We start from the raw sequence: 16597 nt of genomic DNA on the forward strand, positions 1-16597 counted from the left end.
GGTCGTTGCCTGTCAGAACGTGAAGCCGAACCGCGCGTACACGTGGTAGCCCTTCTTGTCCGAGGCCTGCGGCCCGCCGATCGGCACCGCGCCGTCGAGGTGGAACTCGAAGCGGTGGAACCGCGGCAGGCGGAAGATGAAGCCCGCGCCGACGCCCTTGAAGGTCAGCGCGCTCGAGCTCGCCCGGTCGGCTCCGGCCGGCATGCCGCGGGCGTAGTCGATGAACGCCTCCAGCTCCAGCAACTCGCGCCAGGGCCGCGCGTAGAACGGCGAGATCTTGTTGCCGAAGCCCGGCGCATCGACGTGGTATTCCAGCGAGGCGTAGTAGCCGCGGTCGGTCAGGCCATCGGCGATCGGATAGGCGCGCACGCTGTCCGGACCGCCGATCACGAACTGCTCCAGCGGCGCCAGCGCGGCGTTGGTCCACTGCCCCGCCAGCTTGAAATAGGCGCGCTGCGACTTGGTCAGGAACTGCAGGCGCGTGTAGGAGAAGCGCAGGCTGGTGAAGCTGCTGGCGTGGTTCGGGCTGACCAGGTCCGGCTCGCGCGAGCGGTCCTTGATCGACTTGCGCAGGCTCACCTGCAGCAGGTCGATGCCGTGCAGGCGCTGGTCGGTGCGGTTCATCGCCCAGCCCAGCTCGGCCACGTCGAAGCTCTCGTCCGACAGCGGAATGCCGAGGCTGGTCAGGCGCGACTTCTCGCGGATGTAGTGCAGCGTGGCCTGCATCTGCATCGTGTCGGTATTGACGAACTTCCAGTCGGCGCCGCCGTACTGCGAGGAACTCGGTCCCTTCACGTCCAGCGCGGCGAGCTGGGTGGAATTGAGCTGCAGCTCGCTGCGGGTGGCACCGATCACGCCGCTGAGGCCCGGCACCACCACCGTCGGCGCGCGGTACACCAGCGAGCCGTAGACGTTGTTGCGCGGATCCATCGCGTAGTCGACGTTGGCGGCGAAGGTGTCGCCGATGCCCAGCGGGCTGTTCCAGCTGAAGCCCAGCTGGGCGCGGTAGCGGCCGGTGAGATCGGTGCCGTAGTTGTTCGCGCCGGTGGTGATCGTGTAAGGCCGCTTCGCCTCGTTGGCCACCATCAGCAGGTCGGTCTGGCCGGTCTTCTCGCCGGGCTGGAAGGTCGAACTCACCGACACGCCGGGCAGATCGCGGGCGTAGAGCAGCGCCGAATCGACATCGCCCTTGCGCAGCACCTTGCCCTTCAGCGGTTCCACCGACGCAGCGATCGCGCTGGCACGGTAGCGCTTGTTGCCCTTGACGATGACACGCCCCAGCGTGCCCTCCAGCACCTGGATGCTGACCACGTGGTCCTGGCCGATGGTCTGCGCCGGCAGGAACGCGGTGCCGAAGATGAAGCCCGCCTTGCGGTAGGTCTCAGTGAGTGCGTCGGCCACCTGCTGCAGCTGGGTGAAGGCAAGCTGCGCCGGCTGGCCCGGGCCGCCGCCGAGCTTGCGCAACTGCGCGTCGGCCAGCGCCTGCATCGAGGTCGGGGTGATCCCGGCATCCGGGTGCGAACCCACGCCCTGCACGCGGAACGCGCTGACCGCCACGGTCTGCGCCGGGGCCTGGTCGCGTTCGCGTACCGGCGGCACCACGTTGTCGGGTGCCATCGGCTTGGGCGCCGGAGCCGGAACGGGGGCCGCGGCCACGACCGCGGGCGGCATCTGCGCCGGAGTCTGCTGGGCGACCTCGCCGGTCGGGGTGGCTGGCGTGTCCTGCACGGTGAAGGCCATCACCTGCTCGGCCAGGTAGGCTCGTGCGTCCTTGAAGCCGGCCTTCTGCAACGCCGCCGTGATGGCGTCGGCCGCGGCCTGCCACTGCGCCGGACTCAGGCTCGCCGGATGACCGGCGGCCGCCATCGCCTGGCGGTAGCCGGCCTGCACGATCGCCTGCACCGAGGCCGCGTCGCTGCCGGCGGGAATGCCGCTGACCAGGATCCGCTGCGAGGGGACCGCCACCGGGGCCGGTGAAGCTCCCGGGGCGGACGATGCCGGAGGGGTCGGGTTGTCTTGCGCCCACGCCTGGCTGCCAGCCAACGCCAGCGCCAGGGCTGCTGCCAGAGAAGCCATCCGCACGACATCTGTCCCCTTGCAATGAGGCTGCCCGCGACATGGACGGTGGATCCGCCATGCCCGCAAGCGGAGTGCGCGCGCAGCCCCCGGGAACGGCACCCCTCCTGAGTAATGCGCAACTGCGTCACAAATCTGGTCAGTCGCCGGCGATTCCTTGCGACTCAGCTCCCGCCCAGCTGCACCACCCCGTAGATCAGCAGCAGCGCCAGGGCCAGCCCGGCCACGGCCAGCAGCCAGGTCTGCACCATCCGGCGCCGGCGGTCGGGAAACAGCGCGCCGGCCATGTCGGCGCTCGGCAGGGCCTGCCGCCGGGCGCCGTCCCCTCGTCCTCCCCCCGGGGCGGGCGGGGCGATCGCGTTGCGCGCGGTCACGCCATCGCTGTCGTTCAGTCCCTGCAGCAGCGCGCGCCGCCGGGCGCGGTAGTCCTCGCGGCCGAGCCGGCCAAGCCGGTGTGCCTCGTCCAGTGCCCGCAACCCCACATTGATGCGACGCTCCTGCTCGTTCATTTGAGCTCCCTCAGCACGCGGAATCCGACGTCGTTCTGGGCGCTGCCGCTGTCGGCGCGATGCGCATCGACCGTGCAGTCCGACCAGTAGCTGGTGTAGCTGGCCCCGCGCACGCCCACCTGGCCGCCGCTGACCACCCACTCCCACACATTGCCGGTGAGGTTCACCAGCCCCCAGGGATTCGGGCTGCGTCCCAGCGGCGAGATCGGCGCGCCGCTGCCGTCGTCGCCGTTGGCGTTGGGCGGCACGCAGTTGCTGTCCGGCGACTGCTTCCAGCCGCCGCCCGCCTTCGCCGCATGCAGCCATTCGGCATCGGTGGGCAGGCGGTAGGTGAACCCGCTGCCCTTGCTCAGCCATGCGGTGTACGACCGAGCCAGCGACAGCGGAATGTTGCTGATCGGCTGGGTCGCGGTCAGCCGGTCGCCCGCCGGCCGTGGCGCGCACTGCCCGGTGGCACTGCAGAAGCGGTTGAACTCGCTGACGCTGATCTCGGTACGCGACATCGCATACGCCCGCCCGCCGGCCAGGCCGGGAATCACCACCAGCGGCGGGCCGCGCTTGCCGGCCACTTCATCGGCACAGATCCGGCCCTTGCCGACCAACGCCGGATCGCCGCAGGGATCGTTGCCGGCCGGTGCCGTGCCATTGCCGGATGTTGCCGATACCGGTTTGCCGCTGGCGGCGACCGGATGCGACGGCGTGGTTGCGCCACCGGGACGCGCGGGGGTGCCGGCAGGTGTCACCGCCGGGGCACCCGGGGCAGCGGCCGCGGGCGCCGCCACGGTGGCAGGCGCCGCTGGCGCAACGGTCGCCTGACTGGGCTTGAGGCTGTCCAGCAGTGCCGACAGGTTCCCCTGGGGCAGTTGCCCGCGCAGCTTGAGGTCGGACTCGAGCGCCTTCAGGGCATCGGGATCATCCTTCTGCACGCGCGCCAGTTGCAGACGCAGGCGCGACAACTCGGCGGAGGACACGCCGCTGGCGCGGGCTTTCATCGCATCGGCCACCAGGTCGTAGCGGGCCTTGGCCTGGCGCAGGTCGTCGCGGTTGCCCAGCGCCTTGAGTCCGCGCGCCAGGGTGTCCGCGGCCGACTGGAACCGGCCACGTCGCATCGCATCGGTCGCCTGGCCGAGGTAGGCATTGGCCAGCAGTTGCGGGCCCGTGCCGGCAAGGAAGGGGTTGTCCGGCTGCAGCGTGCGGATGCGCGCCAGGGCTTCCTGCGCCTTGGCCACATCGTTGGCGGCGGCGGCGCGCTTCATCGATTCGATGCGCGAGGTGACCTCGGCGGCGGCGCTCTCCTGCGCCAGTTGCGCCTGCACCTGCTGCTGCAGCGTATCGATGCGGCTGCGCTGGGCCAGCAGGGGTGCCGACTTCGGTGCGTAATGCAGACCCAGGTCGATCGCCCGCGAAGCCTGCGGCAGCTGCGACGGATCGTTCTGCGAGGCGACCGCGGTTGCGATCGCCGTCGCCAGCGCCTCGACCTGCTTCGGCGTCTGCGCATCGTGGGCGGTCGCGAGCGTGCTCATCGCCCGGGCCACCGCCGCCTGCCAATCGTTGTCCAGGGTCGGCCGGGCGATCAGCGCGGCCAGTGCCGCGTGCGTCTGTGGAACGCTCTGCGTGGTCGCCGGGGCGGCGCGGGCCAGTGCCGGCGCGGCCATCTGCGCCAGCTCGTTCGCACGCTGTTTCAGTCGCGCCGAATCCGGGAACACCGCCTGCGCCTGCTTCAGCTGCGCACGGGCCTCGTCCACGTGGTTCGCCGCCAGCGACTGGCCGATCGCGATGTCGTACTTCAGCTCCAGCTCGGCGTTCTTCAGCAGCCCGCTGGTAGGATCGATGGCGCGGATCGTGGCCAGGATCTGTACCGCGTTGTCCGGCTGGTCGGCGAAGATCGCGCCGTTCTCGATCGCCTTGCTCAGGCGCGTGTCGAGCTGGTTGAGCAGGTCGTTGCGCTCCTGCTCGATCGCGCTGCGTTTGAGGTCGAGCTTGGGCGAGAACAGCTTGAGCTGGTCGCGCAGGGCGAACACGTGCTGCGCACCGGCATAGTCGTAACGCTTCTTGGCCGGATTCCAGTACGCATCGACGCGATCGAGCAGGAAGGTCTGGATCACATCGCTCTGGTCGACCACCACGCGCGTACGCTGGTCGGCACCCAATGCATCGAGCGCGCCGTAGGCCTGGTCTTCGGTGGTGTAGTGCTGCGGATCGGTCGGCGAGAAGCGCGCCACCACCTCGTTCACCTCGCGCTGCTGCAGGTAATGGCGCGCGCCCCAGCCGCCGGCGACGAGGATCACCACGCCGATCGCACCGACCACCACGAACGGCCCGGCGCGCTCGCGCAGGCTGATGTCGCGCAGGCCCTCGACCAGGTCCGCGGCGTTCTTCAGGCGCTTGTCGCTGGTGAAGGCGATCGCATCGCACAGGGTCTGGTACTGGCGCTTGGTCAGGCCCGGCACCGGTGGCGGCTTGCGCCCCTCGCGCATCGCCACCTCGGCGCTGACCTTGTCGAACGGGTGCTTGCCGGTGAGCAGCTCGAACGCCACGCAGCCGAGCGCATAGATGTCGTCGCTGGGCGTGGGCTCCTTGCCCTCGATCATCTCCAGGCTGGCGTAGGCCGGGGTCAGCGCGCCTAGCGTGCCGGCATCGAACACGGTCTGCTCGCCGGTCGCCTCGCCCAGATGCTTGCCGGCGCGGGCGATGCCGAAGTCGAACACCTTCGGCATGCCGTCGCGGGTGACCATGACGTTGCCCGGCTTGAAGTCCGAGTGCACCACGCCCGCCGCATGCGCGCGCTTGAGCGCCCAGGCCATGCCCTCGATCAGCGGCCGCGCCCTGGCCAGCGGCATGCCGTTGTAGGCCTTCTCGCGGATCAGCGTCTTGAGGTCGGAGCCGTCCACATACTCCATCGTCATGAAGACGATGGTGCCGTCCTTGTCGAAGTCGTAGACGCGCACGATGTTGTCGTGCGCCAGCGACTGCGAGCGGCGCGCCTCGCGCTGCAGCGCGATCAGCGAGTCGGGATGGCGACGGAATTCGTCGTTCAGCACCTTCACCGCGACGTAGGGATCGCGGTCGCGCGCCTCCACCTTGCGTTCGTCCAGCGCCAGAAACACCACACCCATGCCGCCGCGGCCGATCTCCTTCTCCAGGTGGAAGCGGCCCTTGAGCACGCTGCCGACCGCCGCGTAGTCGCTGCCCTCGACGGACGCCATGCGTTGCCAGCTGTCGGAATTGAAGGTGCTGCTGGTGCCCGTACCGGTGGCGCTGCCGGTCACGCTGGTGGCCTGGGCATCACGCGGAACGGGCGTCGAGGCCGGCTTGACCTGGGTCGCCTCGTCGTCCGCATGCGAGGGGCCCGAGGCCGGCTGCACCACGGTGGCATCGCCGTCGTGCGCGGCCGGCGCCATCGACGTCCCGCCCGGCTGGACCACGGTCGGATCGTCCGCGGCCGGCCGATGCGAGGACTGGACCACGGTGGCGTCCTCGCCCGTGACCGGCGCCGCCGCCGCCGCCGCGGCATCCTGCAGCGATCGCAGCACCCCCAGCAGCGCCGCCGCCGTGTCCGGCGTCAACGCACCCTCGGCCGCGAGCCGCTCGACCGTCGCCACCTCCTCGCGATGCACCTCGGCGGGCTGGGCGCCACGCGAGCGCAATACGTCGAGCAGGGTCGACAACTGCAGCTTGTCGGCCTGAAAAGCGGCGATCAGTTCGTTGAGGAAATTCATGAAGTGAGGGTCTTGGTCAATCCGGAAGCCGTACCGGGACGGCGAAGAAGTGCTCGCGGGCGTCGGGGATCAAGCCCGTTCGGTTCTGTCCGACGCCCGTGCGCCGCGATCGAGGCGACGCGGAAAAGGGGCCGGCGCAGTCGCCTGCGCCGGCGTGGATTCAGCTCACCACCAGCATCGGCACCTCGTTGGTACGTACCTGCTTGCCGTCCATGAACAGGGTCGAGCGCATGGTGTAACGCCCTTCCTCGATGCCCTTGGGCAGGTTGAAGTTGAAGTTCGTTTCGTACTCGCCGGTGCCATCGACGGCGGTGGCCGGCTTGCTCACCGTGGACAGCACCTTGCCTTCGGGCGAGTAGAGCGTGAGCTCTTCCTTCAGCTGCGGCGTCGCGTCGTGGGTTCCACTGATCACGGTGACCCGCGACTGCATCTGCGCGGAGGTTCCCGAGCGCACCGTGTTCGACGGCGTCAGCTCGCTGCGGTAGTCGGCCACGGTGTTGCTGGCCGGTAGCGCGCCGCGCTGGCGCGCGTACTCCTGCTCCACCGCCTTGGCGTCACGCACCTTGCGGACGTGGTAGTTGTAGGCGATGCACGCGAACGCGCCGATGCCGGCGCCGATCGCCGCCCCCGCCAGATGCCCCTTGCCCTTGCCGAACATGGCGCCGGCAAGCGCGCCGAGGGCACCGCCCACCACCGGATTGCACGAGCCGGCGGAGCTCCCGGAGCCCGCCGAGGTATCGCCCGATCCACTCTGGCTGGGCATCTGGGCGCAGCCCGCGGTGACGGTCAGCACCAGGCTGGCCAGCGCGAGGCTGGTCGCACGAAATCCACCTGTGTTCATGTCCATGGCCCTCATTGGATGGAAATGCTGTTCATGGCCTGCCTCTGGGCCCGCTTGGCCTTGTCCAGCAGGCGTTGCGCCCGGGCGTCCCCCGGCTTCACCGCGAGTGCCGCCTGGGCATTGGCAATCGCCGCCGAATAGTTCTGCCGCGCGAAGTTGCGCTCCCCTTCACTGGTCAGCTTGAGCGCGACATCCTGCAGATGGCCGGAATCCACCGCCGGCGCGGGCGCGGGCGCGGGGCTGCGACGGTCGCCCGGCTCGCGGTCCGTCGCCAAAGCCACGCAGCGACCGTCCTGCGGCGCCGTTCCCGCCGGACAGGCGGGTGGTCCGGCTTGCGCACCCGTGTCGGTGGCCGGGGCATTTGCGGCAGCCGTCTTCTTCTCCGCCGCCAGCTGGCGCTCGGCCCGTTCCTTCTCGATCGCCGCCCGCCGGAGGTCCACCTGCGGCAGGTAGAGCTGCAGGCGCTCGCGCAACGCGAACAGGTGCTGCACCCGCGGGTAGTCGTAGAGGCCCTTGGCCGGGTTCCAGTACGCGTCCAGCCGGGCCAGCAGGTAACGCTGGATCACGTCGCCGTGGGCCAGCATCAGCTGCTGGCGGTCGGACTCGTCCAGACTGCCGAGCGCGCCCAGTGCCAGGTCCTCATTGCCGTAATGGTGCGGGTCATCGAGGTTGAAGCGGGCGACGATCTGGTTCACGTGCCGGGCGTGCAGGTAGCGCATACCGGCGAAGGCACCGATGGCCAGCACGGCGACCGCCAGCGCGCCGTAGGCCAGCAGCGGACCGAAGCGTTCGCGCAGGGTGATCTCGCGAAGCCCCTCCAGCAGCTGGTCGGCGCTCTTCAGGCGCCCCTCCCCGCTGAATGCCACCGCATCGTTCAGCGCCTGGCACTGCCGCTTGGTCAGGCCCGGCACCGATGGCGGCTTGCGCCCCTGCTTCATCGCCACTTCGGCGCTGACCTTGTCGAACGGATGCTTGCCGGTGAGCAGCTCGAACGTCACGCAGCCGAGCGCGTAGATGTCGTCGCTGGGGGTGGGCTCCTTGCCACGGATCATCTCCAGGCTGGCATAGGCCGGGGTCAGCGCACCGAGCGTGCCGGCATCGAACACGGTCTGCTCGCCAACCTGGTCGCCCATGTGCTTGCCGGCACGGGCGATGCCGAAATCGAACACCTTCGGCATCCCGGTGCGGGTGACCATGACGTTGCCCGGCTTGAAGTCCGAGTGCACCACACCGGCGTCGTGCGCGCGCTTGAGCGCCAGCGCCATGCCCTCGATCAGCGGCCATGCCTGCCGGAGCGGCATGCCGCCATAGGCGCGCTCGCGGATCAGCGTCTTCAGATCACAGCCATCGACGTACTCCATGGTCATGAAGACCGTGGCGCCGTCCTTGTCGAAATCGTAGACGCGCACGATGTTGTCGTGCGCCAGCGACTGCGAGCGGCGCGACTCGCGCTGCAGCGCGATCAGCGAATCGGGATGGCGACGGAACTCGTCGTTCAGCACCTTCACCGCCACATAGGGATCGCGGTCGCGCGCCTCCACCTTGCGTTCGTCGCGGGCCAGGAACACCACGCCCATGCCGCCACGACCGATCTCCTTCTCCAGCAGGAAGCGCCCTTTCAGCATGCGGCCGACTGCGACCTGGTCGGCCGGCCCGGCCTCCGCCACCCGCTTCCAGCTGTCTGCGCTGTCGCTCTGCGAGAGCGTCGGCTGGACGGTGCCGGTCCGTTCCGGCGCCGATGACGGCGATGACGAAGCGCGGGGCTGCACGCGGGTGACGTCCTCGTCGCCGGGCGCGCCCGGTTGAGGACCCGGCTGCACCACGGTGGCGTCAGGATCGCGCCCGGCAGCTGCAGGCGAGCACGTGGAAGTGTGCAGCGGGTGCACCACGGTGGCGTCATCCGGGTCGTCCACCTGCGCGTCCTGCAGCTCGCGCAGGCGGGCCACCAGCAGATCCGCCAACGACGCCGCGAGCCGTCCATCCGCGACCCACCCGGCAATCGCCGCCAGCTCCTGCTGGTGGGCGTCCGCGGGGCGGGCGCCCCGCGCAGCCAGCGCGTCGAGCACCGCCTCCGGTGCGGTCTCGCCCGCCTGCAACGCCGCGGCGGCGTGCTCGAGCTCGCGCATGGGAGCGGCGGCCGGGTTCACGGCTGCAACTGCACGACTACGGCGGACACGTTGTCCCGCGCCGCCCGGCCGAGGGCCAGTGCGAACAACCCTTCCAGCAGCTCCTGCGGCGCGCCCCGCTGCCGGCACTCCGCCTCCAGCTCGGCGTCGGTCATCTCCTTGTTGACGCCATCGGAGCACAGCACGAACTGCATGCCGGGCCGTCCGCCGGCCACCTGCCAGTCGACGAACAGCCGGTCTTCTGCGCCGATCGCGCGGGTCAGCACGCCGGCACCCGGCGACGGGGCCGCGGGCGCACCGCCGAACTGGGTGACGTCGTCCTTGGTGCCGTGCACGTGGTCGCGGGTCACCTGCTCGAGCACGCCGCCTTCGATGCAGTAGGCGCGGCTGTCACCGACCCAGCCGCACAGCATGTAGTCGTGGTGGTGCACCAGCACCACCACGGTGGAGCCGATGATGTCCACGCCGCGCGCACGCGCCATCGCGACCAGATCGGTGTTGACCTGCTCGAGCGCATCCTCGATCGCCTCGATGAAGTCGAAGACGCTGCCGTTGCGGGTCAGTGCGCCGAGTCGCTGCGCGATCAGCGCGCTCGCATAGTCGCCAGCCGAATGGCCGCCCATGCCGTCGGCCACCACCCAGAGTCCGAGGTCGTCGCGCACCAGGATGGCGTCCTCGTTGTGGCGCCGGACCTTGCCGGTCACCGTGAGTCCCGCCGAAACGTAACGATCGGTCATGCTGCCACCTCGATGACGGCCAGCGGCCAGGGCGCGGGGTCGGTGCCGAGCGCCGCGGCCTGTGCGATGAGGGCGCGCGCATGCGACGGGTCGGGAATCGCCAGCGCCTGGGCGAGCAGCGCCTGGTCCAGCCCCATCAGCCGTCGCGTGGCGAGCAGCAGGAAGCGGTCGCCCGGCTCCACCGCGCAGACGATGTCCTCCGATTCCGGTGCGCCGGAACCGCCCAGCCCCACGGCAACGGCACCGCGACGGGCGCCGAGCAGGGTATCGACGCCGGCGCCGGCCGACGCGGCATCGCCGGCGAACACCGGGCGCATCTGCCCGCGACGCCACTGCCAGACCTCGGCGGTGCCCATGCGCAGCACCGCCGCCCAGCGGCCGGTGGTGTGGAGCGCGACCACGGCGGCATCCTCCATCACCGGGTCGATCAGGTCCTCGCTCGACGCCTGCAGCGCCGGATGTCGTGCCAGCAGCCGCTCGCGCAGCAGGTGCATGCCGCCGGAGAACTCGCCCGGCGCCATCGACGCTGCGACCGCCTGCGCCGTGGCGGCAGCGCGGCAGCGGGCGTCGTGCGCGCCGTCGTCGGCGGCCAGCACGGTCAGTGCACCGTCCATGCTGCGATACACCGCGCAGCGCGCCGGTGCGGTCGCCGACACCGGCGACTCGATGGCCGGCGCAGGTGCAGCCTCCGGCGTGCCGCGGCCGAAGCCGGGCACGGTCACGTCGTCGGGCACCGGCGCGGCGCCACCGGCCAGCGCACGCGACGCCGTGGTATCACCGTCGACGTGCACCGGCGTGCCGGGTGGGGGCGACGGCGGCGTCATGGCCGGCGCGGGTGCCGGTGCGGCCGGTGCAGGCGCCGCGGCAACGCCCGCATTTCCGCCCGGTGCGAACGAGCGCAGGGTCCGCCAGCCCTCCTCGCCCTGCCCCGCGTCGAGGAACGCTGCGAAGCCCGACGGCGCCGGCAGCCCCTGGGTGGCCATCGCGCTGGCCGGCACCATCGCGGCTCCGTGGGTCCACCACAGGCACCACGATGGACCGGAGGCCGCCAGTTGCGACCACAGCACCTCGAGGAAACGCTCGTCGTGGCCGTGCACCCGCAACGGCATCCGCCACTGCGGGGCACCGCGCCAGTCGATCCCCGCGAGCGCGGCGGACGGATCGCTGCGGGTGACCTCCTGCGGTCCCGGCAGCGCGGCCAGGCGGGCGTCGAACGCATCCGCACCCCACGCCTGCCGACGCGCTTCGGCATGCGCCACCTCGAGCACGTCGAACCAGCGCTGCGCCTCGCGCAGCGTGCGCGTGCAGGCTGCCGGATCCCGGCCCAGCGGTGCGGCCATCACCATCGGAAAACAGCGACCGACCCGGTCGGCCGCCGGCGCCATGACGCCGGCCCAGGCCGACTCGCCGCACACGCCCGGCGCCAGCACGAAGCGCCACGCCGGACTGGCGAACCAGCGTTCCTGCCAACTGGCGCCGAGCCGTTCGCGGCTGGCCGCCACCGCATGCTCGAAGTGCCGGTCCCAGCGTTCGACGAAATCGCCGGGCAACCGCCGCTGCACGAAATCCCCGGCGCCAGCCAGCTTGCCGAAGAATCCCACCGATGCCGTCATCCCCCCTGTCGGATTCGGCATGGCTTCAACCCCCGCAGCGGAAGCGCTGTACGTCGGAATCGAGGAACGGGTTCTTCAGGTTGGCCGCCTGCAGCGTCACGCGGGCGCTCTGGCTGCCGAAGCGGAAGGTCGCGGTGTAGCGCAGGTCCGACTGCTTCGTCAGATGCGCCGCCTGCAGCGCGCGGAAGAACGCCCAGTCGCCCTGGTAGTCCACGCTGCTGATCAGGTTGCCGGCGGTGTCGTAGGCGCTCACCGAGACCTGCCCCGGCTGCGGCCCCGGCCACTTCATCGCGGCGCTGGTGGGGCCACCGGGCGCGTACTCGAACTTCTGCCCGTCGACCTGGATCACCAGCTTGCCGATGCCCGCGTCGAGCTGCGGCGCCATCCAGGTGAAACCGACCTCGGGCGTCGGACTACCGTTGCGGAAGAATGACTGCTTGATCGAGTCGGCCAGCTGCATCTGCGCCAGCATGCCGGGCGGACCACTGACCGCGCCCGGACCGTCCTTCCACTTCCAGGTGCGCCCGCTGGCATCGACCAGCTTCTCCAGCGTCTGCTTGTAGAAACTGTCGAACTCGCCGCCGTAGCCGAACAGCTCGGAGAAGTTCTGGATCGGGATCTCCGAGCGGCCGTTCGCCGCGAACGGATAGCGCCCGCGGGTGAAGTCGGCGCAGTCCTTGGCCACCGCCTGCTGGAACTGGTCGCCCAGCGCACCCTTGGTACCGCTGGCCACCAGCGCCTCGCTCTTGCCGGTGAGCGCAGCGACCCAGCCGGACACCGGCGGCGGCAATTGCGCCGCGGCCTGCTGCGCCAGCAGCAACTGCGGATTGGGCTGACCGGCGGCATTGCTGAAGTCGGTCATCGTCAGCAGGGTCTTGCTCAGCTGGTCGAGCACGCCCAGCGTCTGGTCGATCGGTGCCGCGCCTGGAGCTCCCTCGCTGAGCTTGTCGAGCGTGTCGAAATGCTCGCTGATCGCGTCGCCCGGCCTGGCGGTCGGCGCGGCCGGCGCCGAGCCCGCCGCCGCGGCCAGCGCCCGGCTCAGCGCGCTCTGCGTGGCCTTCTTCTCGGCCGCCTTCTTCGCCGCCGCCAGCGCCTTGTCGGCACCGTCCTCGGGCGGCGCACGCAGCAGGTCGTGGGTGTTGTCGCGCACCACGCCGAGCAGCGCCTTCAGCGGCGAGCTGGGACCGGCCAGCTTGGCGGCGATCGCGCTGGCGTCCTGGATGCTGGCGATCGGCTGCAGTTCCAGGTCGTTGAGCAGGTCGTCCCAGGCCTTGATGTAGTCGGTCTGGTACAGACCCAGCACCTGCTGCTGCAGGCGCGCCTTGCCGATCGCGTCGATGCCGCTGGCACCGAACACCCAGTCGTCCTTGGCGAAGTTGTCCACCGCCTGGGCGACCCCCTTGTTCACCTCCTCGGCGAATACCGACTGGGTGAACAGCGCCGGCAGCGGCGCCGACAGCGGCGTGCCGCTCCGCCGACGGAACACGTTGCCGAGCAGGCCCAGCGCCTTGTCCAGCTGCAGCGGCGGCGCATCGGAGGCGGTGGCCGACAGCTTCATGCTGCCGTACACCAGCGACGACAGATCGGCCGTGCGCAGGGTCGCCCGCGCCTGTTCGACCAGGCCCTTGTCCAGTCCGATGGCGCGCATCCGGTCCGGTTCGCCCACCAGCGCCTTGAAGTGCTTGGCGATCGCGTCCTGCAGCACGGTATCGCCGGGGAACACCTTCGGCCACTCCAGGTCGGTCAGCGCGACCAGCTGGCCGGGGTCGCGATGCTTCGGCTCGCCGAGCATCAGGTAACCCTTGAGGTAGTAGTACAGCGCCTGCGGGTCGCCGGCACTGGCGCTGAGCCCGGCGCGGAACTGCGAGGCCACCCCGGGCAGCAGCAGGCCGTTGAGTTCGCGCAGGTAGGCGTCGTGCACTTCGCCGCCGACGGCATGCCCCTGGTACAGCCCGAAACGCATCAGCCACGGCACGTGGCTGCGGTACTGCTCGGCCACGCCGCTGACCGCACCGAGTCCCTCCAGTCGTTCGAGCACCAGCGCGAAATAGGCCTTCTGGGTCGGCGCGTCGTCCAGCGAGGTCTTCGCCGGATAGGCGGCCAGCGCCTTCTGCACGTTGTCCAGGTAGGTGCGGTTGCGGCCGTAGCTGATCGCCATGCCGGCGAACAGCAGGCCGGTGAGCAGCAGCACGCCGGTATACGCCGCCGCCTGCAGCAGGATCTTCTGGCGCTCCAGCTTGGGGTTGGTCCCGGCGAAGCCGGACTCCTTGAACAGCACGTCCTTGAGCAGCCGCTCGACGAAGAAGGTGCGCTGCTGCGCCCCCTTGGCCTGCACGCGCGCCGCGTCCACGCCGAACGTGCGCGCCACCGCGCTCATCATGCGGTCGATCGGCGTGCCTTCCTGCGTGCCGGAGGTGAGGTAGACGCCACGCAGCAGGGTCGGGCTGCCGTAGGGATTCGGCGCGAACACGCCCTCGACGAAATGCCGGGCGACGTCGCGCAGTGCCGCCAGCTGCTGCGGGAACGACAGGATCGCGGCGCGGCGCATGCGGTCGGGCTCGGCATGCACGCGCTCGAGCACCCGCGTGTTGAGCCGGTCGAGCAGCCGCTGGAACTCGTCGGCGAACGCCTTGGCGGCGCTGCCGTCCATGGTCTTGGCGACCGGGAAGGACATGCCCCAGACCTGGCTGCGCAGCTCCGGCGAGAAGTCGTCGAAGAACTCGCTGAAGCCGGCCACCAGGTCGCACTTGGTCAGCACCAGGTACACCGGTACGCCGATGCGCAGGTGCTCGGCCAGTTCGTCCAGGCGCCGACGCACGGCCTGCACGTGTTCCTGCCGGGCGTTCTCGTCCAGCACCAGCAGGTCGGACATGCTCATCGCGATCAGCACGCCGTTGATCGGCCGGCGCTTGCGGTACTTGCGCAGCAGCTTGAGGAACTCGCCCCAGGCCGAGGCATCGGCCTGGCGATCGGAATCCTGCGTGGTGTAACGCCCGGCGGTGTCGAGGAACACCGCTTCCTCGGTGAACCACCAGTCGCAGTTGCGGGTGCCGCCGATGCCGCGCAGCGCTTCCTTGCCGAAGCGGTCGGACAACGGGAAGTTCAGGCCCGAGTTCTGCAGCAGCGTGCTCTTGCCCGAGCCGGGGGGACCGATCACCACGTACCACGGCAGCGTGTACAGGTTGCCGCCGCCATGGCGGCGCTTGCGCAGCGTGTCCACCGCCTCCTGGAAGCGCGAGGCCAGCTGGGCGCGCTCGCTGGCGCTGCGGTCGTCACCGGCCGGCGCCGGCGCGGCGGCACCGCCGTCCTGCTGGGCGAGGTCGCCGGACATCTGCGCGGTCTTGCTGCGCAGGCGCATCTGCTGGATCTGCAGCACCACGCCCCAGATCACCAGCAGCACGATGATCACCACCAGCCGGGTCACCGGGCTGGCCAGCGGCTGGCTGTCGCCGATGCCGAGGTATGGACCGCCGAGCCAGATCAGCAGCGACAGCAGCAGCAGGCCGACCAGGGCGATGAACCAGCCGGACTTGAGCAGGGAAAGCACCTTCTTCACGAGCTCAGCCCTCCGGGATGTACTTGATTTCCACGCGGCGATTGCGCGTGCGGTTGGCCGGCAGGTTCGGCGGCAGTGCGATCGGCTGCGACGAGCCGGCGCCGCTGGATTCCAGTCGCGCCGGGTTGTCCAGCCCCTGGGCCAGGATCTGCACCACCGCGCGGGCGCGCGCCGCGGACAGCTCGAAGTTGTCCTTGAAACGCAGCGAGTGGATCGGCTGGTCGTCGGTGTGGCCGACCACGATCACCCGCCCCGGCACCTGGTTCAGCGCGGCGGTGATCTGGTGCAGCAGCGGGATCTCCGCGGCGCTCACGTCCACACCGCCGGAGGCGAACATGTCCGAGCCGCTCAACCGCACCAGCTCGCTGCCGTCGCTCTGGTCGATCACCTCGAGCCGGCCGGCCTGCGCCTCCGGTGCGAGCAGTTCCTTCAGCGTCTTGTGCGGCGCCGGCGGCGTGGCCTGGTTCAGCCGCGTGGTGTCTGGCGGCGTGGCGCTCTCCAGACCGATCTGCGCGATCTGCGCGCTGGCCGGCGCGGACAGCGTGTTGAGCCGCGTGTAGAAGAACAGGAACGCCACCAGCAGCACGCAGGCAGCCGCGGCCGCGATCACCCACAGCGGCACGTAGCGGATCAGCGGATTGCGCCGGTCCTCGATGCCGCGCCAGTGCGGCGCCAGTTCGTCGGCGGCCGGTGCGCGCTGCGCCTTGATCCGGCGGTAGAGGTCTTCCTGGATGTCGGCCAGCCTGGCGCGCCCGCCCGCCTCGATCTGGTAGCGCCCGCCGAAGCCCAGCGCCAGACACAGGTACATCAGTTCGATCAGGTCGATGTGGCGGCTGAAGTCGGCGCACAGGCGTTCCAGGATCTGGAAGAACTTGGCGCCGCCGTACGATTCGCCGTGGAAGGTCACCAGCAGGGTCTTCTGCGCCCAGCCGCTCTGCTCGCCCCACGGCGCATTGAGCACCGACTCGTCGAGCATCGCGCACAGCACGTAGCGCGCGGCGGTGACCGTCTGCACCGGCAGGCCGGCGGCATTGGCATGGCTCTCGAAGCGGCGCACCTGGGTGGTCACCTGCTCGCGCAGGCGCGTGGCATCGGGCGGCGACACGCTGTGGCGCAGCTGCACGCCCAGCAGCAACAGCGGCGCGGCCGCCTGCACCAGCGGATTCATGCCGCCACCGAGGAACTCGCTGATGTCGGCCCGCGGTGCCGGTGCGGCCGGTGCAGGCGCGTATGCGGGCGCTGCCGGCGGCGGCGCATGCGATGCAGGTGCCGGAGCGGCGGGCTGGGTGCCGCGCGGACGCACGATGGTGGCGTCGTCGGGCACCGGCGGATAACCGGGAGGATGACCGGGGCCGTTCGGCGTGTTCATGGCTGGGCCTGCGGGTGTCTTGCGGATGCGCCGCACCGCGGGTGGCGGGCG

Annotated in this window: 8 protein-coding genes and 1 pseudogene; all 9 read right to left on the reverse strand. The window is 70.6% G+C overall.

The features are described from left to right. Positions 1-12: 12 nt before the first annotated feature. The 9 genes and pseudogenes from ATSB10_RS07720 to icmH all read right to left on the reverse strand — a co-directional run bounded on the left by ATSB10_RS07720 (position 13) and on the right by icmH (position 16546). On the reverse strand, positions 13-1740 hold the full coding sequence (locus ATSB10_RS07720; RefSeq protein WP_425478199.1) for a ShlB/FhaC/HecB family hemolysin secretion/activation protein: 1728 nt from the start codon (positions 1738-1740) through the stop codon (positions 13-15). Positions 1741-2240: 500 nt separating this feature from the next. Next, on the reverse strand, positions 2241-2585 hold the full coding sequence (locus ATSB10_RS07725) for a hypothetical protein (RefSeq protein WP_063671831.1): 345 nt from the start codon (positions 2583-2585) through the stop codon (positions 2241-2243). Then, complete coding sequence (locus ATSB10_RS07730; RefSeq protein WP_063671833.1) at positions 2582-6304, reverse strand: bifunctional serine/threonine-protein kinase/formylglycine-generating enzyme family protein; 3723 nt, start codon at positions 6302-6304, stop codon at positions 2582-2584. Before ATSB10_RS07730 ends, ATSB10_RS07725 begins: the two co-directional genes overlap by 4 nt. A 160-nt stretch (positions 6305-6464) precedes the next feature. Next, a complete protein-coding gene (locus ATSB10_RS07735) occupies positions 6465-7145 on the reverse strand; it encodes a glycine zipper domain-containing protein (protein WP_236886528.1) in 681 nt (226 codons plus the stop codon). Positions 7146-7540: 395 nt separating this feature from the next. Then, positions 7541-9271 (reverse strand): annotated as a pseudogene (locus ATSB10_RS07740) (serine/threonine-protein kinase); the annotation flags it as partial. Positions 9272-9288: 17 nt separating this feature from the next. Further along, the gene (locus ATSB10_RS07745; protein ID WP_063671839.1) at positions 9289-10008 is read right to left on the reverse strand and encodes a PP2C family protein-serine/threonine phosphatase; all 720 of its coding nucleotides are present in this window, start codon (positions 10006-10008) and stop codon (positions 9289-9291) included. Continuing rightward, positions 10005-11621: a type VI secretion system-associated protein TagF gene (gene tagF / locus ATSB10_RS07750; protein WP_063671841.1), complete on the reverse strand. Its 1617-nt coding sequence runs from the start codon at positions 11619-11621 to the stop codon at positions 10005-10007. The genes ATSB10_RS07745 and tagF overlap by 4 nt, the downstream gene beginning before the upstream one ends. Before the next feature lie 25 nt (positions 11622-11646). Then, positions 11647-15177 (reverse strand): type VI secretion system membrane subunit TssM, encoded by a 3531-nt coding sequence (gene tssM, locus ATSB10_RS07755; protein WP_063671843.1) that lies wholly within the window; start codon positions 15175-15177, stop codon positions 11647-11649. Between the two features lie 4 nt (positions 15178-15181). Continuing rightward, positions 15182-16546 carry a type IVB secretion system protein IcmH/DotU gene (gene icmH / locus ATSB10_RS07760; RefSeq protein WP_063671845.1) on the reverse strand — a complete coding sequence of 455 codons (1365 nt, stop codon included), beginning with the start codon at positions 16544-16546 and terminating at the stop codon, positions 15182-15184. Positions 16547-16597 lie beyond the last annotated feature (51 nt).

The organism is Dyella thiooxydans (assembly GCF_001641285.1).
Classification (GTDB): domain Bacteria; phylum Pseudomonadota; class Gammaproteobacteria; order Xanthomonadales; family Rhodanobacteraceae; genus Dyella_A; species Dyella_A thiooxydans.

Bases quoted from the DNA above. Each gene is read 5' to 3' on its own strand.
- ATSB10_RS07745 (WP_063671839.1), bottom strand. From the start codon at position 10,008: ATGACCGATCGTTACGTTTCGGCGGGACTCACGGTGACCGGCAAGGTC.
- ATSB10_RS07735 (WP_236886528.1), bottom strand. From the start codon at position 7,145: ATGAACACAGGTGGATTTCGTGCGACCAGCCTCGCGCTGGCCAGCCTG.
- ATSB10_RS07720 (WP_425478199.1), bottom strand. From the start codon at position 1,740: ATGGCCTTCACCGTGCAGGACACGCCAGCCACCCCGACCGGCGAGGTC.
- ATSB10_RS07725 (WP_063671831.1), bottom strand. From the start codon at position 2,585: ATGAACGAGCAGGAGCGTCGCATCAATGTGGGGTTGCGGGCACTGGAC.
- icmH (WP_063671845.1), bottom strand. From the start codon at position 16,546: ATGAACACGCCGAACGGCCCCGGTCATCCTCCCGGTTATCCGCCGGTG.
- ATSB10_RS07730 (WP_063671833.1), bottom strand. From the start codon at position 6,304: ATGAATTTCCTCAACGAACTGATCGCCGCTTTTCAGGCCGACAAGCTG.
- tagF (WP_063671841.1), bottom strand. From the start codon at position 11,621: ATGACGGCATCGGTGGGATTCTTCGGCAAGCTGGCTGGCGCCGGGGAT.